23 protein-coding genes are annotated in these 25019 nt (G+C 59.3%); 16 read left to right on the top strand and 7 right to left on the bottom strand.

Annotated features, from left to right (window positions below; translation table 11 throughout):
- Positions 1 to 275: 275 nt before the first annotated feature.
- Complete coding sequence (gene mltA / locus HFD92_RS19515) at positions 276 to 1424, top strand: murein transglycosylase A (protein ID WP_009087006.1); 1149 nt, start codon at positions 276 to 278, stop codon at positions 1422 to 1424.
- A 48-nt stretch (positions 1425 to 1472) separates the two neighbouring features.
- Complete coding sequence (gene tcdA, locus HFD92_RS19520; protein ID WP_167429529.1) at positions 1473 to 2285, top strand: tRNA cyclic N6-threonylcarbamoyladenosine(37) synthase TcdA; 813 nt, start codon at positions 1473 to 1475, stop codon at positions 2283 to 2285.
- Here tcdA and csdE read toward each other — a convergent pair.
- Both csdE and csdA read right to left on the bottom strand, forming a co-directional pair.
- Complete coding sequence (csdE, locus tag HFD92_RS19525; RefSeq protein ID WP_046102473.1) at positions 2264 to 2719, bottom strand: cysteine desulfurase sulfur acceptor subunit CsdE; 456 nt, start codon at positions 2717 to 2719, stop codon at positions 2264 to 2266. The two genes, tcdA and csdE, sit on opposite strands and share 22 nt — an antisense overlap.
- Positions 2720 to 2721: 2 nt before the next feature.
- The gene (gene csdA, locus HFD92_RS19530; protein WP_058958273.1) at positions 2722 to 3930 is read right to left on the bottom strand and encodes a cysteine desulfurase CsdA; all 1209 of its coding nucleotides are present in this window, start codon (positions 3928 to 3930) and stop codon (positions 2722 to 2724) included.
- Positions 3931 to 4139: 209 nt separating this feature from the next.
- On the opposite strand from csdA, the gene HFD92_RS19535 reads away from it, so the two are divergent.
- From HFD92_RS19535 to rlmM, 4 genes are all read left to right on the top strand, one after another.
- Positions 4140 to 4364, top strand: a complete 225-nt coding sequence (locus HFD92_RS19535; RefSeq protein ID WP_009087002.1) for a YgdI/YgdR family lipoprotein — start codon at positions 4140 to 4142, stop codon at positions 4362 to 4364.
- Positions 4365 to 4697: 333 nt separating this feature from the next.
- Complete coding sequence (locus HFD92_RS19540; RefSeq protein WP_046102471.1) at positions 4698 to 5615, top strand: transcriptional regulator GcvA; 918 nt, start codon at positions 4698 to 4700, stop codon at positions 5613 to 5615.
- 50 nt (positions 5616 to 5665) lie between these two features.
- The gene (locus HFD92_RS19545; protein WP_009087000.1) at positions 5666 to 6061 is read left to right on the top strand and encodes a DUF423 domain-containing protein; all 396 of its coding nucleotides are present in this window, start codon (positions 5666 to 5668) and stop codon (positions 6059 to 6061) included.
- A complete protein-coding gene (gene rlmM, locus HFD92_RS19550) occupies positions 6054 to 7154 on the top strand; it encodes a 23S rRNA (cytidine(2498)-2'-O)-methyltransferase RlmM (RefSeq protein ID WP_009086999.1) in 1101 nt (366 codons plus the stop codon). The genes HFD92_RS19545 and rlmM overlap by 8 nt, the downstream gene beginning before the upstream one ends.
- A 24-nt stretch (positions 7155 to 7178) precedes the next feature.
- On the opposite strand, the gene xni is transcribed toward rlmM, so the two are convergent.
- The 3 genes from xni to queF form a co-directional block, all read right to left on the bottom strand.
- Entirely contained in the window at positions 7179 to 7934 is a 756-nt protein-coding gene (gene xni / locus HFD92_RS19555) for a flap endonuclease Xni (protein ID WP_046102470.1), read from the bottom strand.
- A gap of 35 nt (positions 7935 to 7969) precedes the next feature.
- Positions 7970 to 9334, bottom strand: coding sequence for a nucleotide 5'-monophosphate nucleosidase PpnN (gene ppnN, locus HFD92_RS19560; RefSeq protein ID WP_009086997.1), 1365 nt, complete (start codon positions 9332 to 9334; stop codon positions 7970 to 7972).
- 169 nt (positions 9335 to 9503) lie between these two features.
- Positions 9504 to 10349 (bottom strand): NADPH-dependent 7-cyano-7-deazaguanine reductase QueF, encoded by an 846-nt coding sequence (gene queF / locus HFD92_RS19565; RefSeq protein ID WP_154929330.1) that lies wholly within the window; start codon positions 10347 to 10349, stop codon positions 9504 to 9506.
- Between the two features lie 62 nt (positions 10350 to 10411).
- On the opposite strand from queF, the gene syd reads away from it, so the two are divergent.
- From syd to HFD92_RS19585, 4 genes are all read left to right on the top strand, one after another.
- Complete coding sequence (gene syd / locus HFD92_RS19570) at positions 10412 to 10960, top strand: SecY-interacting protein (RefSeq protein WP_009086995.1); 549 nt, start codon at positions 10412 to 10414, stop codon at positions 10958 to 10960.
- Positions 10961 to 11548: 588 nt separating this feature from the next.
- Positions 11549 to 11878, top strand: coding sequence for a YqcC family protein (locus tag HFD92_RS19575; RefSeq protein WP_046102467.1), 330 nt, complete (start codon positions 11549 to 11551; stop codon positions 11876 to 11878).
- Positions 11878 to 12657, top strand: coding sequence for a tRNA pseudouridine(65) synthase TruC (truC, locus tag HFD92_RS19580; RefSeq protein ID WP_167429530.1), 780 nt, complete (start codon positions 11878 to 11880; stop codon positions 12655 to 12657). The genes HFD92_RS19575 and truC overlap by 1 nt, the downstream gene beginning before the upstream one ends.
- A 12-nt stretch (positions 12658 to 12669) precedes the next feature.
- Complete coding sequence (locus HFD92_RS19585) at positions 12670 to 13116, top strand: flavodoxin (protein ID WP_167429531.1); 447 nt, start codon at positions 12670 to 12672, stop codon at positions 13114 to 13116.
- 53 nt (positions 13117 to 13169) lie between these two features.
- Here the strand turns inward: HFD92_RS19585 and garD are convergent, their stop codons facing one another.
- Positions 13170 to 14729, bottom strand: coding sequence for a galactarate dehydratase (garD, locus tag HFD92_RS19590; RefSeq protein ID WP_167429532.1), 1560 nt, complete (start codon positions 14727 to 14729; stop codon positions 13170 to 13172).
- 505 nt (positions 14730 to 15234) lie between these two features.
- On the opposite strand from garD, the gene HFD92_RS19595 reads away from it, so the two are divergent.
- The 6 genes from HFD92_RS19595 (at position 15235) to HFD92_RS19620 (ending at position 22212) form a co-directional block, all read left to right on the top strand.
- Positions 15235 to 16596: an MFS transporter gene (locus tag HFD92_RS19595; protein WP_009086984.1), complete on the top strand. Its 1362-nt coding sequence runs from the start codon at positions 15235 to 15237 to the stop codon at positions 16594 to 16596.
- Positions 16593 to 17939: an enolase C-terminal domain-like protein gene (locus HFD92_RS19600; protein WP_167429533.1), complete on the top strand. Its 1347-nt coding sequence runs from the start codon at positions 16593 to 16595 to the stop codon at positions 17937 to 17939. Before HFD92_RS19595 ends, HFD92_RS19600 begins: the two co-directional genes overlap by 4 nt.
- Positions 17940 to 17949: 10 nt before the next feature.
- Positions 17950 to 19281: a glucarate dehydratase gene (gene gudD, locus HFD92_RS19605; RefSeq protein ID WP_009086980.1), complete on the top strand. Its 1332-nt coding sequence runs from the start codon at positions 17950 to 17952 to the stop codon at positions 19279 to 19281.
- A 42-nt stretch (positions 19282 to 19323) separates the two neighbouring features.
- Positions 19324 to 20094 carry a 2-dehydro-3-deoxyglucarate aldolase gene (gene garL / locus HFD92_RS19610; RefSeq protein ID WP_058958278.1) on the top strand — a complete coding sequence of 257 codons (771 nt, stop codon included), beginning with the start codon at positions 19324 to 19326 and terminating at the stop codon, positions 20092 to 20094.
- An 18-nt stretch (positions 20095 to 20112) separates the two neighbouring features.
- On the top strand, positions 20113 to 20997 hold the full coding sequence (garR, locus tag HFD92_RS19615; RefSeq protein ID WP_140029479.1) for a 2-hydroxy-3-oxopropionate reductase: 885 nt from the start codon (positions 20113 to 20115) through the stop codon (positions 20995 to 20997).
- A gap of 75 nt (positions 20998 to 21072) precedes the next feature.
- Complete coding sequence (locus HFD92_RS19620) at positions 21073 to 22212, top strand: glycerate kinase (RefSeq protein WP_167429534.1); 1140 nt, start codon at positions 21073 to 21075, stop codon at positions 22210 to 22212.
- A gap of 19 nt (positions 22213 to 22231) precedes the next feature.
- Here HFD92_RS19620 and barA read toward each other — a convergent pair whose 3' ends face one another.
- Complete coding sequence (gene barA, locus HFD92_RS19625; protein ID WP_009086972.1) at positions 22232 to 24961, bottom strand: two-component sensor histidine kinase BarA; 2730 nt, start codon at positions 24959 to 24961, stop codon at positions 22232 to 22234.
- Positions 24962 to 25019 lie beyond the last annotated feature (58 nt).

Raw genomic sequence — 25019 nt, forward strand, 5'->3', positions numbered from 1 at the left:
GCGGGGGCCGGATTTGAACCGACGACCTTCGGGTTATGAGCCCGACGAGCTACCAGGCTGCTCCACCCCGCGTCCGTGGAAGCGCACTATACTCTCCGCGCTGATTGATGCAACCCCTTTTTGCAGATAAAAGCCAAATTAACAGCCAGTTGCTGAAGGATTCCCCCATCTGGCTAATTATTGAACTGTTCCGCGCGAGGTCAAAGCGGATGCATTTCATTCTGCCGGGGGCTTTGCTATCGTCGCGGGGCGAACAGTTATAAAAAGAGAAGAGAATGAAATTACATTGGGTGAAGTATGCACTCACTGGCGCGTTGATTACGCTGCTGGCGGCCTGTAGCTCTAAACCGACCGATCGCGGTCAGCAATATAAAGATGGCAAACTGGAACAGCCGCTGGCGCTGGTGAATCAGCCCAATGCCAAAGGCGCGCCGGTCAATGGCCGGGACTTTGGCGAGCAGGTTCGTCAGATTCAGTCCGCCTCGTCTGCGCTCTATGGTCGCCAGAACGGCACCTACAGCGCGATTGAGAGCTGGCTGATGGCGGGCGCCGACACCCGCCAGCTTCGTCAGTACGGGCTGAACGCCTGGCAGATGGAGGGCACGGATAACTACGGTAACGTGCAGTTTACCGGTTACTATACGCCGGTGGTGCAGGCGCGCTACACCCGCCAGGGTGAATTCCAGTATCCGATTTACCGCATGCCGCCGCGCAAACGTGGTGCAAAACTCCCGAGCCGTGCCTCTATCTATAGTGGCGCACTCGATGACCGCTACATCATCGCCTACAGCAACTCGCTGATTGATAACTTCATGATGGATGTGCAGGGCAGTGGCTACGTCGACTTTGGCGATGGTCGCCCGATGAGCTTCTTTGGTTACGCCGGTAAAAATGGCTGGGGTTATCACAGCATTGGTAAGGAGCTGATCGATCGCGGTGAAGTGAAGCGCGAAGATATGTCGATGCAGGCGATTCGTCAGTGGGCGCAGGAGCACTCGCCGCAGGAAGTGCGTGCGCTGCTGGAGACAAACCCCTCTTTCGTCTTCTTTAAGGCGGAGCCTTTCACGCCGGTGCGCGGTGCCAGTGCGGTGCCGCTGGTAGCGAAAGCCTCTGTGGCTTCTGACCGCTCTATTATTCCGGCAGGCACGGTACTGCTGGCGGAAGTGCCACAGTTGAATGAGAAGGGCAAATTCAACGGCAAGTATGAGATGCGCCTGATGGTGGCCCTCGACGTGGGCGGTGCGATTAAAGGGCAGCACTTTGATATCTATCAGGGTATCGGCCCGGACGCGGCGCATCTGGCGGGCTTCTATAATCACTACGGACGCGTCTGGGTGCTCAAGGCCGCGCCGGGGGCCGGTCAGCCGCTGTTCTCCAGCCCGCAAAACGGCAACAGTGGTTCACTGCTTCTGGGCGCTAACTGATTTCTTCTCTGCGGGCCTGCGGGCCCGCACGACGTAACAGGTTCAACTATGAAAGTGTTAAACGACGCCTGGCATCAGCGCTTTGGCGGCACGGCGCGTCTCTATGGTCAGGATGCGCTGCAACGGTTTGCTGACGCTCACTTCTGCGTGATCGGTATCGGTGGCGTCGGCTCCTGGGCCGCAGAGGCGCTGGTGCGCACCGGCATTGGCAAAATTACCCTGATTGATATGGATGATGTCTGCATCACCAACACCAACCGGCAGCTTCATGCGCTGCAGGGCAACGTCGGTAAGGCGAAAACAGAGGTGATGGCTGACCGTCTGCGCGCCATCAATCCTGACTGTGACGTGATCTGCATTGATGACTTTATTACGCCCGATAACACCGCGGAACTGATGGCAGCCGGTTTCGACTACGTGATTGACGCGATCGACAGCGTGCGGCCTAAAGCGGCGCTGATCGCCTGGTGTCGCCGCAATAAGATCCCGCTGATCACCACCGGTGGCGCAGGCGGGCAGATTGATCCCACCCAGATCCAGGTCGCCGATCTGGCGAAGACCATCCAGGATCCGCTGGCGGCAAAGCTGCGTGAGCGACTGAAAGGTCTGGGCGTGGTGAAAAACAGCAAAGGAAAACTGGGCATCGACTGCGTTTTTTCCACCGAAGCGCTGGTCTATCCGCAGGCGGATGGCAGCGTCTGTGCGTCACGCGCCACGGCAGAAGGGCCAAAGAGAATGGACTGTTCGTCTGGCTTTGGTGCGGCCACCATGGTGACCGCCAGCTTTGGCTTTGTCGCCGTTTCGCACGCGCTGAAGAAATTTCTGGCGCGCGCAGCCCGTCAGGATGCCGTCAGCGCCTGACGCGCGGCCTGCCGGACGGCGTCGGCCAGCGCCTGCAGGCCACTGCTGCGTGAAGCACTGAGCTGAGCGCGCAGTCCCAGCGTATCAAACAGCGTCAGGGGATCGTCTGCCAGCAGCTGGTCAGGCATCCGGCCCTCAACGGCGGTCAGCAGTACCGCCAGCAGGCCACGTACGATGCGTCCTTCGCTGTCACCGTAGAAATGCAGCGCGCCATCCTCACGCAGCTGGCTGCCCAGCCAGACCCGGTTTTCACAGCCGCTCAGCTCAATGTCCGCGGTTTTCAGCGCCTCCGGCAGAGCCGGCAGCTGACGACTCAGCTGAATCAGCTGACGATAGCGATCTTCCCACTGATGAAAGTGGCTGAAACGCTCTGTCAGGCTGGCAACGGTAATCTGCTCGCCAAACGGGTGTGGCGCTAACAGCGATGAACACATAATCAAAACTCCGATAACAGCGCGACGGCGCTCTTCATGGCGCGCACCAGCGCATCAACATCCTGCAGGTTATTATAGGGGGCAAAAGAAGCCCGCAGCGTGCCGCTGACGCCCAGCGCCGCCAGCAGCGGCTGCGCACAGTGCTGACCGGCCCGCAGCGCGATGCCCTGTTCGGCCAGCAGCGTCACCAGATCGCTGTGATGCTGATCGGCAAAATCAAAGGCCAGCAGGCTGGCACTGCCACAGCGGAAGCTGCGGAAACCCGGCAGCTCCGCCAGCTGCTCCTCGGCCAGCGTTGCCAGCTGCTGGCTCCAGCGCTCCATCTGCGTCAGGTCGTACTGCGACAGCCAGCTCAGCGCGGCACTTAAGCCCACCACGCCCGCCACATTCGGTGTTCCTGCCTCGAAGCGCCACGGCACCGGCTGCGGCGTAAAGCCCGTAAAATCGACATCGGTAATCATCTTGCCGCCGCCCTGCCAGGGTTCCATCGCCTCCAGCAGTTCAGCTTTACCATAGAGCGCACCGATGCCCATCGGCGCGTAAATTTTATGGCCGGAAAAGGCGTAAAAGTCGATATCCAGCGCCTGCAGATCGGGCGGGCAGTGCACCACCCCCTGCGCGCCATCGACCATCACCCTGGCACCCACATCGTGCGCCAGCTGAATCGCCCGGGCGAGATCGGGACAACCGCCAGTAACGTTCGACATCTGGCCGACCGCCAGCAGGCGGGTGCGGCGGTTCAGCAGGGCGGGCAACAGGCCGATATCGGGCAGCCGGTCCGGCCCTAAGGGCCATTTCACCACGCGCGCACCGCAGGCCTGGGCGGCCATCAGCCAGGGCACCAGGTTTGCGTGATGCTCTGCTTCGCTGACCACAATCTCGTCGCCGGGCTGTAAGCGCGGACGCAGCCAGCTGTTTGCCACCAGATTGATCGCTTCGGTGGTGCCGCGTGTCCAGACGATCTCACGATCGTCCGCGGCGTTAAGCCAGCGGGCAACCTGAGATCGCGCCTGCTCATAGCGCTGGGTCAGGGCCTGCGCGGCGGCAAACTGACTGCGGTGCACCGTGCCCGCACTCAGGCTGTAAAACTGCTGCGTACTCTCAATAACAGCCTGGGGTTTCAGCGTGGTCGCTGCGCTGTCGAGATAGACACCGGCGTCGGCGAGTGCGGGAAACTGCTGGCGAAATGCGGTGGGATTAAATGCGGTCATGCCTGGCTCATAGTGTGAATAATCAGGACCACACTGAAAGCGTGGTCGGCGTCTGGCAAAGCTGGAAAAGCGCGTTATGCTGAATATTGCAAGGTTTGAACCAAACCCGCATAACGATCGGACGTTCACTGGTCGATCTCACTTATCGGCTGCCTCTGGTTAGCGTAACGCGGGTGGTTTGATGCAATCAATCTACAAGGAGATAGCAGATGAATAAACTTACCGCAGTGCTGGCCGTGTGTACTCTGGCTTTTACCCTGGCGGGCTGTTCAAGCAATTACGTGATGCATACCAATGATGGACGCACCATTGTTGCTGATGGCAAGCCTAAGGTTGATGATGATACCGGTATGATCAGCTATAAAGATGCGAATGGCAACGAGCAGCAGATTAACCGTACTGACGTCAAAGAGATGGTTGAGATGGGCCAGTAAGCAGCAAAAAAAAGCACCGCAATTTGCGGTGCTATTTAAAATCACTATGGACAGACAGGGTAAATCTACAGGAATTAAGAGTTCGATCCGCAATCGTCGGATCAAAAAATTGCAAACACAACATCACGACCACAAGCCAAAAGCTTTCAGAAAATCTGCGAACTCACTCACAAATCTAAAAACTTTTCGTTCCGGCTCAGGAAGTGCGGCAACTATAGGTATTTGCTGGTGGTTCCTCAACGGACAAATTATAATGCCTCGGATTAAAAATTCTAATACGTAAACGCTTTGTATAAGCCCGCGTATTTTTCGCCGATCCGGATACGGAAAACCATGTCGAAACGCCTTCCTCCTCTCAACGCACTGCGTGTTTTTGACGCGGCTGCGCGTCATCTCAGCTTTACCAAAGCCGCTGAAGAGCTGTTTGTCACCCAGGCAGCTGTAAGCCATCAGATAAAGTCTCTGGAAGATTTTCTCGGGTTAAAGCTGTTCAGACGGAGGAATCGTTCGTTATTACTGACGGAAGAAGGACAAAGCTACTACCTCGATATCAAAGAGATCTTCTCGGCGATAAACGAAGCGACCCGCAAGCTGCAGGCGCGCAGCGCCAAGGGGGCGCTGACCGTCAGTTTACTGCCGAGCTTTGCCATTCAGTGGCTGGTTCCCCGTCTCTCCAGCTTTAATATGGCTTATCCGGGGATCGATGTGCGCATCCAGGCCGTAGACCGCGACGAAGAAAAACTGGCCGACGATGTCGACGTGGCGATCTTTTACGGACGCGGTAACTGGCCGGGGCTGCGGGTGGAAAAACTCTATGCCGAATATCTGCTGCCGGTCTGTTCACCGTCGCTGATGACCGGCGATAATCCGCTGAAAACGCCGATGGACCTGTCGCGCTTTACGCTGCTGCATGATGCCTCCCGCCGTGACTGGCAATCCTATATCCGGCAACTCGGCCTGCAGCATATTAATGTGCAGCAGGGGCCGATCTTCAGCCACAGCGCCATGGTGCTGCAGGCGGCGATTCATGGTCAGGGCGTGGCGCTGGCAAATAATGTCATGGCGCAGAGCGAAATCGAAGCGGGGCGGTTAATCTGTCCGTTTAATGATGTCTTAGTCAGTAAAAATGCTTTTTATCTGGTTTGTCATGACAGTCAGGCAGAACTGGGTAAAATAGCGGCCTTCCGACAGTGGATCCTGGCAAAAGCCGCAACCGAACAAGAAAAATTCCGCTTTCGTTACCAACAATAACATCTTGATTTATTTGCATTACGATGCAAAAGCACCCTGAGGATCGGTTAATGTCCAGTCGTGCCATGTTTGTTTTTGCGGCTATCAGCGGTTTTCTGCTGGTGGCTTTTGGCGCATTTGGTGCCCACGTTTTACGTCAGTCGCTGGGCGCGGCTGAAATGGCCTGGATTCATACCGGGCTGGAATATCAGGCTTATCATACGCTCGCGGTGATGGGCCTGGGGGCGGCGATGTTGCGCCGTGCCAATATCTGGTTTTACTGGAGCAGTGCGCTGATGGCGCTCGGCACCGTGCTGTTCAGCGGCAGCCTCTACTGTCTGGCGCTGTCGCATCTGAAGTTTTGGGTTTTTATCACCCCCGTGGGCGGAATCTGTTTCCTCGCCGGTTGGGTATTGATGTTGATTGGCGCGCTGCGTCTTAAACGAAAGGCAGAACGCCATGAATAAAGTTTTACTCTATTGTCGTCCCGGTTTTGAAAAAGAGTGCGCGGCGGAAATCAGCGCCAAAGCGGCAGAACGTGAAGTTTACGGTTTTCCGCGGGTCAAAGAGGATGCCGGCTATGTGCTCTTTGAGTGCTATCAGTTTGAAGATGCTGAGCGTCTGGTGCGGGAACTGCCGTTCCAGGAGCTGATCTTTGCCCGGCAGATGCTGGTCGTGGGCGAACTGCTGCGCGACCTGCCGCAGGAGGATCGCATTACGCCGATTGTCGGTATGCTGACCGGCGTTGTTGAGAAGGGCGGCGAACTGCGTGTTGAAGTGCCGGACACCAACGAAGCCAAAGAGCTGACCAAATTCTGCCGTAAGTTTACCGTGCCGCTGCGCGCGGCCCTGCGTGAAAGTAAGATCCTGCTCAACTACGAAAGCCCGAAACGGCCGGTGGTGCATGTCTTCTTCATCGCACCAGGCACCTGTTATGTCGGCTACTCCCTGCCGGAAAACAGCTCGCCGTTTTACATGGGGATTCCGCGCCTTAAGTTTCCATCGGATGCGCCAAGCCGCTCCACCCTGAAGCTGGAAGAGGCGTTTCACGTCTTTATTCCGGCCGATGAGTGGGATGAGCGCTTAGCCAGCGGTATGTACGCCGTCGATCTGGGTGCCTGTCCGGGCGGCTGGACCTATCAGCTGGTCAGACGCAGCATGATGGTTTACGCGGTCGACAACGGTCCGATGGCCCCGAGCCTGATGGAAACCGGTCAGGTGATGCACGAAAAAGCGGACGGTTTTAAGTTCCGTCCGCCACGCACCAATATCAGCTGGCTGGTGTGTGACATGGTGGAGAAACCGGTTCGCGTGGCAAATCTGATGGCCGACTGGCTGGTCAACGGCTGGTGCCGTGAAGCGATCTTCAACCTCAAGTTGCCGATGAAAAAGCGTTATGAAGAGGTAACGCAGAATCTGGCGATGCTTCAGGAGAGGCTGAATGAGAACGGCATCAATGCTCAGATCCAGGCGCGTCAGCTCTATCACGATCGCGAAGAGGTGACGGTGCACGTCCGTCGCATCTGGGCCGCCACAGGGGGGCGTCGCGACGAACGTTAATCACCGGGCTGAGTGTTGCGGCACTCAGCCACGATAACGCAGCGTGTTCAGATTGCCTGCCAGCAGCAGATCCCGTTTCAGCGTCGCGACCTGACGGCTGATTTCAGCCATCTGCTGTCCTTCCGCGAGCTTTTCCCGCCATTTAGCCGGCACCTTATCGAGTTGCTGATAGATCCCCTCCAGCGTGTGAAACTCTGCGAGCAGCTGTTTCGCGCTTTTCGGGCCGATACCGCTGACACCCGGGATCTTACTGCTGCTGATCCCGCATAATCCCCAGAAGTCGGGCAACCGCTGCGGGGGAACGCCAAATTCGGCGTCGATAAAGGGCTGGTCGAGCCAGCGCTTCTGGAAGTAATCGCGGATGCGGATTTCCGGAGCCAGCAACTGGCAGTAGCCTTTATCCGTGGAGACAATAGTGGCCTGATGGCCGGCCTGGGCCATTTTGACCGCCAGCGTCGCCGCCAGATCATCTGCCTCATCCTCGCCCGCCATCCAGCAGCTTACCCCGGCGGCACGAAAGGCTTCCTGCAGCGCCGGCATCTCCGCCTGCAAATCCTCAGGCATCGGCGGACGCCCGCTTTTGTAATCGGCTAACAGCTGATGACGCCAGCCCTGATGACGCGCGTCGCCATCAAATACGGCCACGGCGTGCGTCGGGCGGGTGTGGCCTAAGACCTGACGCAGCGCGGCGACGCAGCCTTCGACACAGGGGGAGCCCTGAACCGCATGGAGACGGCGTATCAGGTTCAGCGCATCAACAATAACAAGATGAAGAGCCATGAGAGTCCGGGCAGCCCGATGGGCTGCCTCCTGGTTTATTTAATGATTTCGTAGCAGGGGATGTAGGCGGTGCCGGGCAGTTTCATACGCTGCTGAGCAACGAAGCCCTGCAGCAGCTCGTCCATGCGGTGCATGATGTCGGCATCGCCATGCAGCCGGTAACGTCCCTTCTCACGGATTTCGCGGATCCCGATCTCTTTCACGTTACCGGCTACGATGCCTGAGAAGGCCCGGCGCAGGTCAGCAGCCAGCTTTTCAGGAGGCTGGTTGGTGTAGAGATTGAGGTTCGCCATGTTTTCATGGGTCGGCAGGAAAGGGATCTGCAGATCGGGCTCGATGCGGATGGACCAGTTGAAACTATACGCATCGCCGGTTTCGCGACGATTCTCTTTGACCTGCGGCATCGCTTTCTTCATCAGACGCGCCACTTCGGCTGCATCATTAATGATGATCTGATAATGCTTACGCGCCTGCTCGCCCAGCGTGTTAACAATGAAATCATCCAGCACGCGGAAGTAGTCGGCACTCTCTTCCGGTCCGGTCAGGATCAGCGGCAGCACCTGGTCCTTGTTCTGCGGGTTCATCAGAATGCCCAGCAGGTAGAGCAGCTCTTCGGCGGTGCCGACCCCGCCCGGGAAAATGATAATGCCGTGGGCAATACGCACAAAGGCTTCCAGACGCTTCTCAATGTCCGGCATGATGATCAGCTCATTGACCAGCGGGTTAGGCGGTTCCGCCGCAATAATTGAGGGTTCGGTGAGACCAATAAAGCGGCTGTCACGGTAGCGCTGCTGCGCATGGCCGACGGCGGCCCCTTTCATCGGGGCTTCCATGACGCCGGGTCCGCAGCCGGTACAGATATTCAGCTCACGCAGGCCCAGCTGTGTGCCGACATTGCGGCAATACTGATATTCAACCGCGTTAATGGAGTGACCGCCCCAGCAGACCACGGTGTTGGGGTACTCACCGATGTGCAGTGCCCGTGCATTACGCAGAATGGAGAAAACGGTGTTGGTGATCGTGGCGGAGTCATTCTCTTCACCCGCGGTTAAGCGCCCCGGCATGGCGAGCTGGCCGCTGACAAACAGGATGTCGCGCAGTACCGCAAACAGGTTCGCCTGCAGGGAGCGGATGATGCGGCCATCCACAAAGGCCTCTTCCGGTGGGTTGATCAGCTCCAGTTTGACGCCACGCTCACGGCGCAGCACGTTGATGTCGAAGTTTTCAAAGCGGGAGAGCAGTTCGTGGCTGCTGTCAGTCTGGCTGCCAGAGTTAAGCACGGCCAGAGAGCAATTGCGGAACAGCTGATAGAGGTCGCTGCTGGCGGTGCGCTTGAGCATATCGACTTCCAGCTGCGAGAGCAGATCCATTGAGCCAAGGGGGCTGATATGGGTAATCAAATGAACTCCTTTACACCCGCCTGGGTGCGTGTTGGCACTGCAACGGCAGTGACGAAAATCCCTGGTCGGCAACCCGCAGATTGCCGCCATCACCAGAGTAGCCTTGTCGGCCCGCCCAGCTCAAGCGGAACTGCGCTTCCTTCATGCAGCCTGCGAGAGCTCTCGCAAACTACTGACGCACCAGACGCGAAAAACCGGGCGAGAAGGGCACATTCGTGCGCCATGGGTTGATGTCCAGCCCGCCGCGCCGCGTGTAGCGCGCATAGACCGTCAGCGCTTCCGGGTGGCAGAACCGCATCACATCGTTAAAGATGCGTTCGACACACTGTTCATGAAATTCGTTGTGCTGGCGGAAGGAGACCAGATAACGCAGCAGCGCTTCGCGGTGAATGCGCGGACCTTTGTAGCGGATCATCACCGAGCCCCAGTCGGGCTGATGGGTAATCAGGCAGTTTGATTTGAGCAGATGGCTGACCAGCGTCTCTTCCACGATTTCGCTGCCTGCGGCATCGGCCAGATAGTCAGCGTTAAAGCGATAATCCTCGATAGCGATATCCTGCTCATCAATGCAGCTCCCCTCAAAATGGCCGATCGGCTGTCCTTCGATTTCATTCAGACGGAACAGCGCCACCCGCACGTCACCTTCAGCACAGGCGCGGAGATCGCGCTCCAGCGTCTGACGCACCTCACCCCAGTCGGCAAAGCGGGTCTGGTTGAAACTGTTGAGATAGAGCTTGAAGCTTTTCGACTCGATGAGGTTGCGGCTATGCGCATCCAGCACCACTTCACCCACGGCAACCTGCGGCAGCCCCTTGCTGTTCAGCCAGGAGAGCTCATACAGCGTCCAGATATCGCCGCCGGTAAACGGCAGACTTTCAGGAAACAGGCCAAGAGGTTCGCGGTTCAGGCTGCGCGGCACCGCCTGCAATAAGCCATTGTCATAGCGATCGTGATAGGCTGTGGGCTTGCCCAGCGTCAGGTTGCTGAGTGCCTGATCCTGTTCGTGTGTAGTCATTGCGGTTACCACCAGAATTCATCAAAGTGGCTAAGTGTAACCCATCAGAAGTGAGAATATGAATGATGCAGCAAACTGCCGCCGCGTTGCGCGACTTTACCACCCGTTACTGCCAGCACTGGCTGGCGCAGAGGGGTCATGCTCCGGCCAGCCGCGATCTCGCCGGCGTCGCGTCGCCCTGCGCGCTGGAGGAGCGCGAGGAGCAGGTCATCTGGCAGCCGCAGCCTTTTAGTCTGCCGCCGACACTGGATGGAGTAGAGCGGGCCGTGGATCTGCAGCTGCAGCCATCAGTTACCGCCTTCTATACCACCCAGTTTGCCGGCGACATGCTGGCGCGTCATGGTGAGAATCAGCTGACGCTGTTGCAGGTGTGGAGTGAAGAGGATTTCCTGCGGCTTCAGGAGAACCTGATTGGGCATCTGGTTATGCAGCGCCGCCTCCGACAGTCACCGACGCTGTTTATCGCCACGACGGCGTCAGACGAGGAGATCGTCTCCCTCTCTAACCTGACTGGCGAGGTGATTCTGGAACAGCCTGGCCGTAAACAGCGCCAGATTATTGCGGAAAATCTTGAGATGTTTCTTAAGTCATTACAACCGGTTATCATCTGAATTGCAGTGATTTGCCGCCTCGCTTGTGAGAGATCTCTTACATGTGATGTAAGAGATCGCTATATAAAATCTGAGCCATCCGGAAGGCTGCAATGTAAAAATATTGTGAATCATCAACTTAATGGCGATTATCTGAATTTGTGCCGCACATTTTGTAAAGTTCAGCTGTAAGTCACTTGTGTGCGTAACGAGTTCTGTCAAAATATTTCCCACTGCAGGATGCTCAGGAAAAAGATATCGTCAGGATGATGATAAGCCATGAGGCAGGAACGTAACGGAGCTTACGGCACACGGAAGGTTTCAGGATGAAACAGGATCGCTCAGGATTGAGTCAGGGACACCTCCAGGATGGAGAACGGGAGCCCCTCGGACGAGGTGGCGGGCCAGGATGCTTAGGAATCATCAGGACGATGCGCGACAGGAGTTCGCACTGGACAAGTTGTCACGGAAGAGCAGGGAGCATTAACGTAGCAGGATGGCTGCAAACGAACCGGGAGCACTGTTTATACAGTGCTCCCTTTTTTTGTGCCTGTGCCAACAAGTGATATGCTTGCCGCCCATTTTTTGACGGCTAGCCGGAGGAGGCGCATGACGCCTGAACAATTGATTACGCAGCGGCTGGAGCAGCTGGAAGCGGTGATGCGTGAGTACCAGCTCTGGCAGAGCACGCCGCCTGCCGTGGAGGCGCTGGAGAGTCGTGAACCCTTCTGCCTCGATACGCTTGAGCCGCTGCAATGGCTCCAGTGGGTGCTGATTCCGCGGATGCACGCCCTGATGGCGGCCGGCCATCCGCTGCCGCAAAACTTTGCCGTCGCGCCCTATTATGAGGTTGCGCTGGTGCCTGACCAGCCCGGCATTGCGCCGCTGCTGCTCACGCTGCGTCAGCTGGATGCGTTGCTCAGGGATGCGGCCCACTGATGCTGGAGATACTCTATCAGGATGCGTGGCTGGTTGCGGTCAACAAGCCCAGCGGCTGGCTGGTGCATCGCAGCTGGCTGGATCGGCATGAAACCGTGTTTGTGATGCAGACCGTGCGGGATCAGATCGGCCAGCATGTCTTTACCGCCCATCGTCTGGACAAGCCGACCTCCGGGGTGCTGCTGATGGGGCTATCGAGTGAGGTTGGCCGCCAGCTTTCTCAGCAGTTTGAACAGCATCAGATGCAGAAAACCTATCACGCCGTGGTGCGTGGCTGGCTGGAGAGCAGCGGGACGCTGGACTATCCGCTGGTTGAAGAGCGGGACAAAATCGCGGACAAGCACGTCACTGAAGCACGCGCCGCGCAGCCCGCGGTCACCGACTATCAGTCGCTGGCCACGGTCGAGATGCCGGTCGCCATCAGCCGTTACCCCACCTCGCGCTACAGTCTGGTTGAGCTCTCACCTAAAACCGGTCGCAAACATCAGCTGCGCCGTCATATGTCCCACCTGCGTCATCCGATTATTGGCGATTCGGCGCATGGCGACCTGCGTCAGAACCGGGGCGCCGCGCAACATTTTGGCGCTGACCGGCTGATGCTGCACGCCAGCAGCCTGGCCCTGACCCACCCGGTGACCGGCGAGCCACTGGTGCTGCGCGCCGGGCTGGATAGCGTCTGGCAGAGGCTGATGACGCAGTTTGGCTGGCAGGATTGCATTCCTGAGGTGCCGCGGGTTGAGTTTGAGGCCGCGCCAGGACAGGATAACGTTTCAGAATAAGGGAGAGATCAGATGGCAAAGATTGGCATTTTTGTGGGGACGGTTTACGGCAATGCGCTGCTGGTGGCGGAAGAGGCCGAGCCGATTCTGCAGCAGCAGGGGCACAGCGTGACCCTGTTTGATGACCCGACGCTGGCGGACTGGCAGGCCTTTGCAGGCGATGTGGCGTTAATCATCACCTCAACCACCGGGCAGGGCGATTTTCCTGACACCATTTCCGGTCTGTTCCATGCCATAAAGGATCAGCTGGGGCACCAGCCCGCGCTGCGCTATGGCGTCATTGCGCTGGGCGACAGCAGTTACGACCACTTCTGTGGCGCGGGCAAAGCCTTTGATGCGCTGCTGCAGGAGCAGGGCGCACAGCGGGTCGGTGAGGTGCTGCTGGTGGATGCCACCGAAAATCCAGAACCGGAAGCGGTGACCTCGCCCTGGGTCGATGCCTGGGGCGCGCTGCTCTGATCGCCTCGCCCGGGCTCTCTGCCAGCTGACGGCAGGGAGACGCCGGGCACGGCTCACGTCACCGGAGCCGGATTAAAGACCGCCAGCTGATTACGGATACCCCAGCGATCGGACCAGGTCTGCTTCCTGCCACTGGCGATATCAAGAATTAACGCAAACAGCCGCCAGCCGACCTGCTCAATACTCTCTTCTCCGGTGGCAATCGTGCCGGCATTGATATCCATCAGGTCGTGCCAGCGCTCGGCCAGCGCGTTACGGGTTGCCATCTTGATGACCGGAATGGCCGCCAGTCCGTACGGGGTGCCGCGACCGGTGGTGAAGACCTGCAGCGTAATGCCGGAGGCGAGCTGCTGGGTGCCGCAGACAAAATCGCTGGCGGGCGTTGCCGCGTAGATCAGTCCGCGGCGGGTGGGGCGCTGACCGGGGGACAGCACTTCCACAATGGCGCTGCGCCCCGATTTGGCGATGGAGCCGAGCGCTTTCTCCACCACGTTCGCCAGTCCCCCTTTTTTATTGCCCGGTGACGGATTGGCGCTGCGGTCGGTGTTGCCCTGGTCGAGGTAATTGTCATACCAGGCCATCTCTTCAAGTAAACGCCTTCCGACCTCCTCATTAATGACCCGCGGCGTCAGCAGGTGAATGGCATCCCGCACCTCCGTGACCTCAGAAAACATCACGGTAGCCCCGCAGCGCACCAGCAGATCCGAGGCGAACCCCACCGCCGGATTCGCCGTCACGCCGGAAAACGCATCGCTGCCGCCGCACTGCATGCCGACAATCAGTTCCGAGGCGGGACAGGTTTCGCGCTGACGCTGATTCAGCCGCTGAAGATGACGCTCTGCCACCTGCAGAATCGCCTTTACCATCGCACCAAACCCCACCAGCTTTTCATCCTGCAAACGCACGATGTCATCATCATCCAGCGAAATCGCCTGCACGTCGGGGGTGCCGGTCAGCAGACGCTCCGGCTGTAACTTTTCGCAGCCGAGGCTGATGACCATCACTTCACCGCCGAAATTCGCATTCAGCGCCAGGTTGTGAATCGTGCGAATCGGCACCACCGCTGCAGGGGCGTTGATTGCCACGCCGCAGCCGTAGAGGTGATTCAGCGCGACCACGCCATCCACATTCGGATAGCGCGGCAGTAACTCCCGTTCGATGATCTGCACCACATGATCCACCACACCCGCCACACAGTGGACGCTGGTGGTGATGCCGAGCAGGTTACGGGTGCCCACGCTGCCATCCGCATTGCGGTAGCCTTCGAAGGTGTAGCCTTCCAGCGGCGGCAGGTCGGGCGGGACCTGGGTGGCTAACGGCAGGCTCGCCAGCGGCGGCGCCTCCGGCAGCGCCACCAGTGACTCATCGATCCAGCTGCCGCAGGCAATATCCCGCACGGCATAGCCGATCACTTCGCCATAACGCACGATCGCCCCTCCCTGGTGAATCGTCTGCAGCGCGACTTTATGCCCCTGAGGCACATGTTCCGTCAGCGTCAGGCCATCCGCAAACTGCGTGCCAGCGGGCAGACCCAGCGTGTTGACCACAATCGCCACGTTGTCATGCTCATGGACTCTGATGCAGAGCGGCTGTTCATCTGTTGTGGGGGTCATCGCCTATCTCCTGTCGAGCGCACCGGCTTGTCCGGCTCGCATAATCTGACCTGTTACATGCGGTGTATTAGCCAGCTTCAGTATAAAGAGGGGAAGCAGGTCACACATTGTGCAACTGACCACTATTACGCCGATCTGCCGCGCTGTTTTGGGTCGATTCTCCAGAAGCAAGTGAAACGCCTCACAAAGCGGAGGGGAAAGGGCGACCGGGCACGGTTTCTGCGGCGCTATTTGCCGCTTTCGTGAGCCATGCCGCAGGGGTTCGTGCATCCGCCAGACAATCACTTCATAACGGCCGTTATTCCAGGGCGATACGCCAATGTGCTCGCCACAGGCTGTTTTTATACTGAGCGCCGTTAGCCAAAGTCAGGTTATCTGTCACGACGTATTAGCCCGTCCTGAACCAAAGAGATCGCCGTGTTTAACCCAACTTCTCTCTGATACCCAACGCGATGTGTATGCAGTCAGAGCGAATGTAGCTCACGCTATATTTCAGGAGTGCATCATGAATAGTTTCAGCCAGACTGCGGAAGCGGTGCAGAAGCGCACCAACGCCCGTTACTGGATTGTGGTGATGTTATTCATCGTCACCTCATTCAACTACGGCGACCGCGCCACCATTTCGATAGCCGGTTCGGCGATGTCCAAAGATATCGGCCTCGATTCGGTCGGACTGGGCTACATCTTCTCTGCTTTCTCATGGGCGTACGTAATTGGTCAGATCCCAGGCGGCTGGCTGCTCGATCGTTTTGGCTCAAAGCGCGTCTACTTCTGGAGTATTTTTACCTGGTCGCTGTTTACCCTGCTGCAGGGCTTTGTCGATATCTTCAGCGGCTTCGGCATCATCGTGTCACTCTTTCTGCTGCGCTTCCTGGTGGGGCTGGCTGAAGCCCCCTCTTTCCCTGGCAACAGTCGCATCGTAGCCGCCTGGTTTCCGGCGCAGGAGCGTGGCACCGCGGTGGCGATCTTCAATTCAGCGCAATATTTCGCCACGGTGATCTTTGCGCCCATCATGGGCTGGCTGGTGTCGGAAGTGGGCTGGGCACACGTCTTCTGGTTCATGGGCGGGCTGGGGATCATCCTGAGCTTCATCTGGCTGAAGGTGATCCACGATCCCACCGACCACCCCGGCGTAAACAAAGCCGAACTGGCCTACATGGAGCAGGGCGGGGCGCTAATCAATATGGATGTCAAAAAGGAGAGCCGCAGGGTGAGCTGGAGCGAAAAGTGGTTCCAGATCAAACAGCTGCTGACCTCCCGCATGATGCTCGGCATCTACCTCGGCCAGTATTGTGTTAACGCCTTAACCTACTTTTTTATCACCTGGTTTCCGGTCTATCTGGTGCAGGCGCGCGGCATGTCGATTCTCAAAGCGGGCTTTATCGCTTCGGTGCCGGCGGTGTGTGGCTTCCTCGGCGGGGTGCTGGGTGGGGTGATCTCCGACTGGCTGATGCGCAAAACCGGCTCGCTGAATATTGCACGTAAAACGCCGATTGTGCTCGGCATGTTGCTCTCTATCTCAATGGTGATGTGTAACTACACCGAAACCGAGTGGCTGGTGGTCTTCTTCATGGCGCTGGCGTTCTTCGGTAAAGGGATCGGCGCGCTGGGATGGGCGGTGATGGCGGATACCGCCCCCAAAGAGATCAGTGGCCTGAGCGGCGGCCTGTTCAACATGTTCGGCAACTTCTCCGGCATCGTGACGCCCATCGCCATCGGCTACATCATCGCCACCAGCGGCTCCTTTGAGGGTGCGCTGATCTATGTCGGTATCCATGCCTTCGTCGCCGCCTTCAGCTTCCTGGTGATCGCCGGTGATATCAAACGTGTTGAACTGAAAACCCGGCCGGTTAAGGACGCCTCATGACGACGCAAAGTTCACCCGTGATTACGGCGATGCAGGTTATCCCGGTCGCCGGTTACGACAGTATGCTGCTCAACATTGGCGGCGCGCACAACGCCTGTTTTACCCGCAATATCGTGGTGCTCACCGACAGCGCCGGACACACCGGCGTGGGTGAAGCGCCCGGCGGCGACACCATCTATCAGACCCTGGTGGCGGCCATTCCGCAGGTCGAAGGCCAGCAGATTGCCCGCATGAATCGTCTGGTGCAGCAGGTGCACAAAGGGAATGCGTCGGCTGACTTCACCACCTTTGGCAACGGTGCCTGGACCTTTGAGCTGCGGGTCAACGCCGTGGCCGCGCTGGAAGCGGCGCTGCTCGACCTGCTGGGACAGTGTCTGGGCGTGCCGGTGGCGGAACTGCTGGGGCCGGGCAAACAGCGGGATGAAGTCACGGTGCTGGGCTATCTCTTCTATCTCGGTGACCGCCGCAAAACCGATCTGCCCTATCAGAGTGGCGAGCAGGCCAGCCACGACTGGTATCACCTGCGTCATCAGGAGGCGCTCACCAGCGAAGCGGTAGTGCGACTGGCGGAGGCGGCGGCGGATCGCTATGGCTTTAAAGATTTCAAACTTAAAGGGGGCGTGCTGCCGGGCGAGCAGGAGATCGCCACGGCGGTGGCGCTGAAGCAGCGTTTTCCCGGCGCGCGCATCACGGTGGACCCCAACGGGGCATGGCGGCTGGATGAGGCCATCATGCTCTGTAAGGGGATGCAGGATGTGCTGAGCTACGCCGAAGACCCCTGCGGGGCAGAGCAGGGCTATTCGGGACGTGAAGTGATGGCCGAGTTCCGGCGCGCGACCGGCCTGCCGGTCGCCACCAATATGATCGCCACCAACTGGCGGGAGATGAACCACGCGGTGATGGTTAACGCGGTCGACATCCCGCTGGCGGACCCGCACTTCTGGACGCTGAGCGGGGCCGTGCGGGTCGCCCAGCTGTGCGATGAGTGGGGCCTGACGTGGGGCTGCCATTCCAATAACCATTTCGATATTTCGCTGGCGATGTTCACCCATGTCGGTGCGGCCGCGCCAGGTAACCCGACCGCGATTGACACCCACTGGATCTGGCAGGAGGGCGATCAGCGCCTGACGAAAAACCCGCTGCAAATCCGCAACGGAAAGATTGCCGTGCCGGATGCGCCGGGTCTGGGGATCGAGCTCGACTGGGACCAGGTGCACAAAGCCAGTGAGCTCTATCAGTCACTGCCCGCCGGTGCGCGCAACGACGCCACGGCGATGCAGTATCTGATCCCCGGCTGGACATTTGATCGCAAGCGCCCGGCATTTGGCCGTGCAACAGCATAAGGAGCAGGAGATGAGTTCAACACCTAAAGTGACCGCCATGCAGGTGATCCCGGTTGCCGGCTACGACAGTATGCTGCTGAATCTCAGCGGCGCGCACTCGCCATTCTTCACCCGCAACATTGTCATTATCAAAGATAACGCCGGACATACCGGTGTCGGTGAAATCCCCGGCGGGGAGAAAATTCGTCAGACGCTGGAAGATGCCGCCTCGCTGGTGGTCGGCAAAACGCTGGGCGAATATAAAAATACCCTCAGCCTGGTGCGCACGACCTTTGCCGATCGGGATGCGGCCGGTCGCGGCAACCAGACCTTTGATCTGCGCACCACAATCCATGTGGTCACCGGCATTGAGGCAGCACTGCTGGATCTGCTGGGTCAGCACCTGGGCGTTAACGTCGCCTCGCTGCTGGGTGACGGGCAACAGCGCGACCGCGTGGAGATGCTCGGCTACCTCTTCTATATCGGCGACCGCAGAAAAACCGCCCTGCCATATCAGAGCCAGCCGGACGATCCGTGCGACTGGTATCGCCTGCGTCATGAAGAGGCGCTGACCCCTGAGGCCGTGGTGCGCCTGGCGGAGGCCGCCTATGAGAAATATGGCTTCAACGACTTCAAACTCAAAGGCGGTGTGCTGCGCGGCGGCGAAGAGGCCGAAGCGGTGACGGCGCTGGCAAAACGCTTTCCCACGGCGCGTATTACCCTCGATCCCAATGGTGCCTGGTCGCTCAATGAGGCGATCCTGCTCGGCAAACAGCTCAAGGGCGTGCTCGCCTACGCAGAAGATCCCTGTGGCGCGGAGCAGGGCTACTCCGGGCGGGAAGTGATGGCGGAGTTCCGCCGCGCGACCGGCATGCCTACCGCCACCAATATGATCGCCACCGACTGGCGGCAGATGGGACACACCCTGTCGCTGCAGTCGGTCGATATTCCGCTGGCCGACCCCCATTTCTGGACGATGCAGGGCTCGGTGCGGGTCGCACAGATGTGCCACGACTTCGGCCTGACCTGGGGCTCCCACTCTAATAATCACTTCGACATTTCGCTGGCGATGTTTACCCACGTTGCCGCGGCCGCGCCGGGCGCGATCACCGCCATCGATACCCACTGGATCTGGCAGGAGGGGAATCAGCGTCTCACCAGAGAGCCGTTCCTGATCAAAGGCGGCATGGTGCAGGTGCCGCAGAAGCCCGGTCTCGGTATCGAGCTGGATATGGATCAGGTGATGCAGGCCCACGCGCTTTATCAGAAGCAGGGGCTGGGCGCGCGTGACGATGCCGAAGCGATGCAGTTCCTGGTGCCAGGCTGGACTTTCGATAACAAACGTCCGTGCCTGGTTCGTTAATCTTTCTGGCTCACGCGGAGCCGTCGTCACAGGAGTTCAACCATGAGTAATGCAGCCTGGCCCAACGGATTTCGTCGTCGCCTGTTAGCGGGTGAAACCCTGATTGGCAGCTGGTGCGCGCTGGCCAGTCCGATCTCTACCGAAATCCTGGGGCTGGCCGGTTTTGACTGGCTGGTGCTGGATGGGGAGCATGCGCCCAACGATATCACCACGTTTGTGCCACAGCTGATGGCGCTGAAAGGGAGCCACAGTGCGCCGGTCGTACGGCCGCCCTGCAACGAGCCGGTGATCATCAAGCGCCTGCTGGATATCGGGTTTAACAACTTCCTCGTGCCCTTTGTTGAGACAGAAGAGGAGGCGCGGCGCGCGGTCGCCTCAACCCGCTATCCGCCCGCCGGTATTCGCGGCGTGTCGGTCTCCCATCGCAGCAACATGTACGGCACCCTGCCGGATTACAACCAGAGCATCAATGACAACATCACCGTGCTGGTGCAGATCGAAACCCGGCAGGCGGTTGACCACATCGACGCCATAGCCGCAGTCGACGGCGTGGACGGCATCTTCGTCGGGCCGGGCGATCTCTCTGCGGCGCTGGGCTACCTCGGCCAGCCCGCCCACCCGGAGGTGCTGGACGTGATTAAACACATTTTTGACCGTGCCAGAGCGGCCGGGAAGCCGGCGGGCATTCTGGCCCCGGTGGAGGCGGACGCCCGTCGTTATCTGGAGTGGGGAGCCACCTTTGTGGCGGTCGGCAGCGATCTCGGGGTATTCCGCAGCGCCACCCAGGCGTTGTGCGACAAATTTAAGCGCTAAGCAGCAAGGAGACATGCAATGAAGATTGGATTTATTGGCCTGGGCATCATGGGTAAACCCATGAGCAAAAATCTGCTGAAAGCGGGCTATTCACTGGTGGTGCGCGATCACCACGCCAGCAATGAAGCTGAACTGGCTGAACTGGGCGCGACCGTGGCAACCTCGCCGAAAGAGGTGGCTGAGCAGTGCGAGGTGGTCATTACCATGGTGCCCAACTCGCCGCAGGTGAAAGCGGTCTGTCTGGGAGAGGGCGGCATTATCGAAGGCGCGAAGCCGGGCCTGGTGGTGATCGACATGAGCTCGATTGCGCCGCTGGCGAGCCGGGAAGTGCACGATGCGCTGGCAGAGAAAGGGATCAGCATGCTGGACGCCCCGGTCAGCGGCGGGGAGCCGAAAGCGATTGAAGGCACGCTTTCCGTCATGGCCGGCGGAGAGAAAGCGGTGTTTGATCGCTGTTACGACATCATGAAGGCGATGGCGGGATCGGTGGTGCACACCGGTGATATCGGCGCAGGCAACGTCACCAAGCTGGCCAATCAGGTGATTGTCGCGCTGAACATCGCGGCGATGTCCGAAGCCCTGTCGCTGGCGACCAAAGCGGGGGTCAGTCCGGAGCTGGTGTTCCAGGCGATTCGTGGCGGCCTGGCGGGCAGCACGGTGCTGGAGGCGAAAGCGCCGATGGTGATGGATCGCAACTTCAGACCAGGCTTCCGCATCGACCTGCATATCAAGGATCTGGCGAACGCCCTGGATACCTCGCACACGCTGGGCGCACATCTGCCGCTGACGGCGGCGGTGATGGAGATGATGCAGGCGCTGCGTAATGATGGCCAGGGAACGTCCGACCACAGTGCGCTGGCCTGCTATTATGAGAAGTTAGCGAAGGTTGAAATCGCCCGCTAAATCCCGGTGCCGGTCTCCGCGGAAACCGGCCGGGTTCAGCACCGTTTCAATGACTCAACTGTGCTCGGATTGCCTATGAAAATCGTAATCGCACCGGATTCATATAAAGAGAGTTTATCCGCCCTGGAGGTGGCATCGGCGATTGAAGCGGGATTCCGTGACATCTTTCCCGATGCCCACTACGTGAAAATACCGGTCGCCGACGGCGGCGAAGGAACGGTAGAAGCGATGGTCGCGGCGACGAAAGGAAACATCGTCAGGCTGAAGGTGACCGGGCCACTGGGCACACAGGTCGAGGCTTTCTATGGCCTCTCCGGCGATGCGTCCACCGCCTATATCGAAATGGCGGCGGCCAGCGGACTGGAGCGCGTGCCCGCCGCCCAGCGCGATCCGCTGATCACCACCTCGTTCGGCACCGGCGAGCTGATCCGGCATGCGCTGGATAAAGGGGTCGGCCACATCATTATTGGCATTGGCGGTAGTGCGACCAACGATGGCGGCGCCGGGATGATGCAGGCGCTGGGCGCCCGGCTGCTGGATGATCGCGGCCAGCAGATTGGTTACGGCGGCGGGTCGCTGCCTGACCTCGCTTCCATTGAGATTGATGCACTGGATGCCCGTCTTCGGCAGTGCCGCATTGAGGTGGCGTGTGACGTCACCAATCCGCTGACCGGAAAAGAGGGCGCTTCGGCTGTTTTCGGTCCGCAGAAAGGGGCGACACCGGCACTGGTGCAGCAGCTCGATCAGGCGCTGACCCACTACGCCGCGATTATTCAGCGCGACCTCGATATCGACGTGCTGCATATCCCCGGCGGCGGTGCGGCGGGCGGCATGGGGGCGGCGCTGCACGCCTTTTGCCAGGCAGAACTGCGGCGCGGCATCGAAATTGTCACGGAGGCGCTGGGGCTGGCGGAGCAGGTAAAAGATGCCGACCTCGTGATCACCGGGGAAGGCCGCATCGACAGCCAGAGTATCAATGGCAAGGTGCCGGTGGGGGTCGCCAGCGTGGCAAAGCGCTTCAACAAGCCGGTGATAGGCATCGCCGGCAGCCTGACGGCGGATGTGGGGGTGGTGCATCAGCATGGTATCGATGCGGTGTTCAGCGTGCTCTACAGCATCTGCACGCTGGATGAGGCGCTCGCCACGGCCGGCAAAAATGTAACGATGACGGCGCGTAACGTCGCCGCCACGCTAAAGCTGGCCGGCTTTCACTGATCCTGCGGCCAGCCCCGGATTACCCGATGCCCAGCAGCTGCCGGGCTTCACGCGCCACGTTCTCCATCTCATCCTGCAGCTCCAGCAGTTCCGGCTCCAGGGCGGCAATATCGCTGGCCTGCAGCAGCTCTCTCTCCAGCTGGTGGCAGAGCTGCTTCATGCGCGGCACGCCGCTGTAGCTGGCACTGCCGTGCAGCTTGTGAATAATCTCCCGCAGGGCCGTGACCTCATTGGCGGCCATAAACTGCGCCATCTTCGCGTGAACTTCCGGTAAAAACTCCAGCAGCATCCGCAGCAGATCCCGTGCCAGGTCGGGTTTATTCGCCGCCTGCCGCAGTGCCAGCTGCCAGTCGAGCGTCGGCAGTATCGGCGGCAGTTCCGGCACGGCGACCACCGGTGCGGGCGTATAGCGCGCCAGCAGCTGCCTCAACTTGCTCTCATCAATTGGTTTGGCAAGATAGTCATTCATGCCCGCTTTGATGAGCTGCTCGCGTTCGCCATCAATGGCGTGAGCGGTCACCGCCACGATGGGGGTCGTGGCGTGCAGCGGCAGACCACGGATGATTTCGCTGGCGCGAATACCATCAATGTCAGGCATCTGAATATCCATCAGAATCACATCCAGCGACTGCTGGCGCGCCTCGCGGATAGCGTGTTCGGCGCTGCTGCACAGCAGGATATTCTGCACCTGCTCCTCCAGCAGCGCACCAATCAGCTTGAGGTTGGCAGGGTTATCATCCACTGCCATCACCGTCAGCGGCAGGCGCGGGGAGAAGGGCAGCTCGCTGATCTGGCGGGTGTGCAGATCCAGCAGCATCGGCAGGAGTCGCGTCAGGGAGATTGGCTTCGCAATGCAGCCGTCAATGCCGCGCACCTTCAGTTCATCAGCCAGCAGCATCATCGGGCTGGGCAGGGCCATCAGCACATTATCTGCCCGATCCAGCAGCGCATTGATCCTCCCCTCGTTCAGCAGCTCGGGCTGGCTGATGCTGACCGGCATCGCCATCAGCAGCAGCGGATAGTGGGACGCCGGCAGGCCCTCCAGCGTTTCGCTGTAGTCGATCTGCAACGGCGTGGCGCTCAGCATCTCCAGCGCCGCGCGGGCGACGGTGGCATCCGCCTCGACATAGGCGATGCGGGACTGTGACAGCGCTTCCAGCACGCGCGGCATACCGGGCGCGTTGGGGTTGAGATCCAGCTGCACGCGAATCACAAAGGTAGAGCCCTGATCCGGCTGGCTGCTGAAGGTGATATCCCCGCCCATCTCCCGCACCAGTTTCTGGGTGATGACCAGCCCCAGCCCGGTGCCGCCATGACGGCGCGAAATACTGGCGTCGGCCTGGCGGAACGCCTGAAACAGCTGCGTCTGCTGCTGCTCAGAGATACCGATGCCGCTATCCTCTACCTGAATCTCCAGCTCGACGCGCGTCTGGGTCATAACGCGCTGCGTGACGCGCAGGCCGATATGGCCCTGTTCAGTAAACTTGATGGCGTTGCCAATCAGGTTGATCAGAATCTGCTGCAGGCGCAGCGCATCGCCGATGACGTTGTCCGGCACGCTGCTGTCGCACACCACCGTCAGCTCCAGCCCCTTGTCATGCGCCGACGGGGCCAGCAGCACCAGGGTCTCATCCAGGGTGGCACGCAGAGGGAAGGGGATCGCCTCCAGCATCAGCTTGCCCGCTTCCAGCTTCGAAAAATCGAGCACGTCGTTAATGATGCTGAGCAGGTTGTTTGCCGAGCGCTCGATGGTCTGCATGTAGTCGCGCTGGGTCGTGCGCAGCTGAGTTTTCAGCATCTGGCGGGTAAAGCCCAGCACGCCATTAAGCGGCGTTCGCAGCTCGTGCGACATGTTTGCCAGGAACTCCGATTTGATGCGCGCCGCTTCCTGAGCGCGCTTCTTCGCCAGATCCAGTTCGACGTTCTGAATCTCCAGCTGCTCCAGCGTTTCCCGCAGATCGTACGTCGCCTGGTCGATGTTGTGCTGCATCTCTTCGTGATAGGCGGTCAGCGACATCGCCATGGCGTTGATGCCGTTTTTCAGCGTGCTGAGTTCGCCCAGCATGTACCCCTCAACGCGGCTGTCGAGCTGACCGCGGCGGATGCGGTCAACGGTGGTCACCATGTTGCGGATCGGGCCGGTGACATCACGCATCAGCCGATAGGCAAACAGCATCGCAAGGCAGAGGCAGAAGAGCAGCATCAGGGTGGCGACAAACACCTCTTTATACTGCTGCAGGCGCACCGACTGCAGATCGAGTTCAATCGCCACATAGCCCAGGGGGTTACCCGAGGGTTTGACCTTTTCATCGGGTAATTCATCCAGATCGTAACGCTCGGCCGTGATCGGCGTGCGCAGAATCAACAAATTACCGTGACGCTCCATGGAGACATCATCGGGCAGGGCGTGGATATCTTCCTGCTGCAGCAGGCTGAGATTCTGCCGGTTATTGGAGGTCACGTAGAGCTGGTTATGATTATCAAACACGGAGATCGCCCGGACGATGCCGGAGTGGCGGCGGTGCAGTAAACTCACCAGCTCCCGCATCGCATCGCGATCGTCCCAGGTCATGCTGTATTCGCTGGAGATAGCCAGCGGTTCGATGATATTCGCCCCAGCATCGATCACCTGGCGCTGCAGTTCATTGTAGCGATGGACCACAAAAAATGAGCTGAGCAGCAGGCCAACCATCAGCGTGGGTGCCAGAATTAAAATCATCATTCGCGCCCGCAGGCTGTATTTGGTCATAATAGTCGCCTGGCTACTCCGGCATTAACCTCCCTGCACATCCTGTCGACAGCACCGT

The organism is Pantoea sp. EKM101V, from assembly GCF_011800325.1.
GTDB lineage: Bacteria > Pseudomonadota > Gammaproteobacteria > Enterobacterales > Enterobacteriaceae > Pantoea > Pantoea anthophila.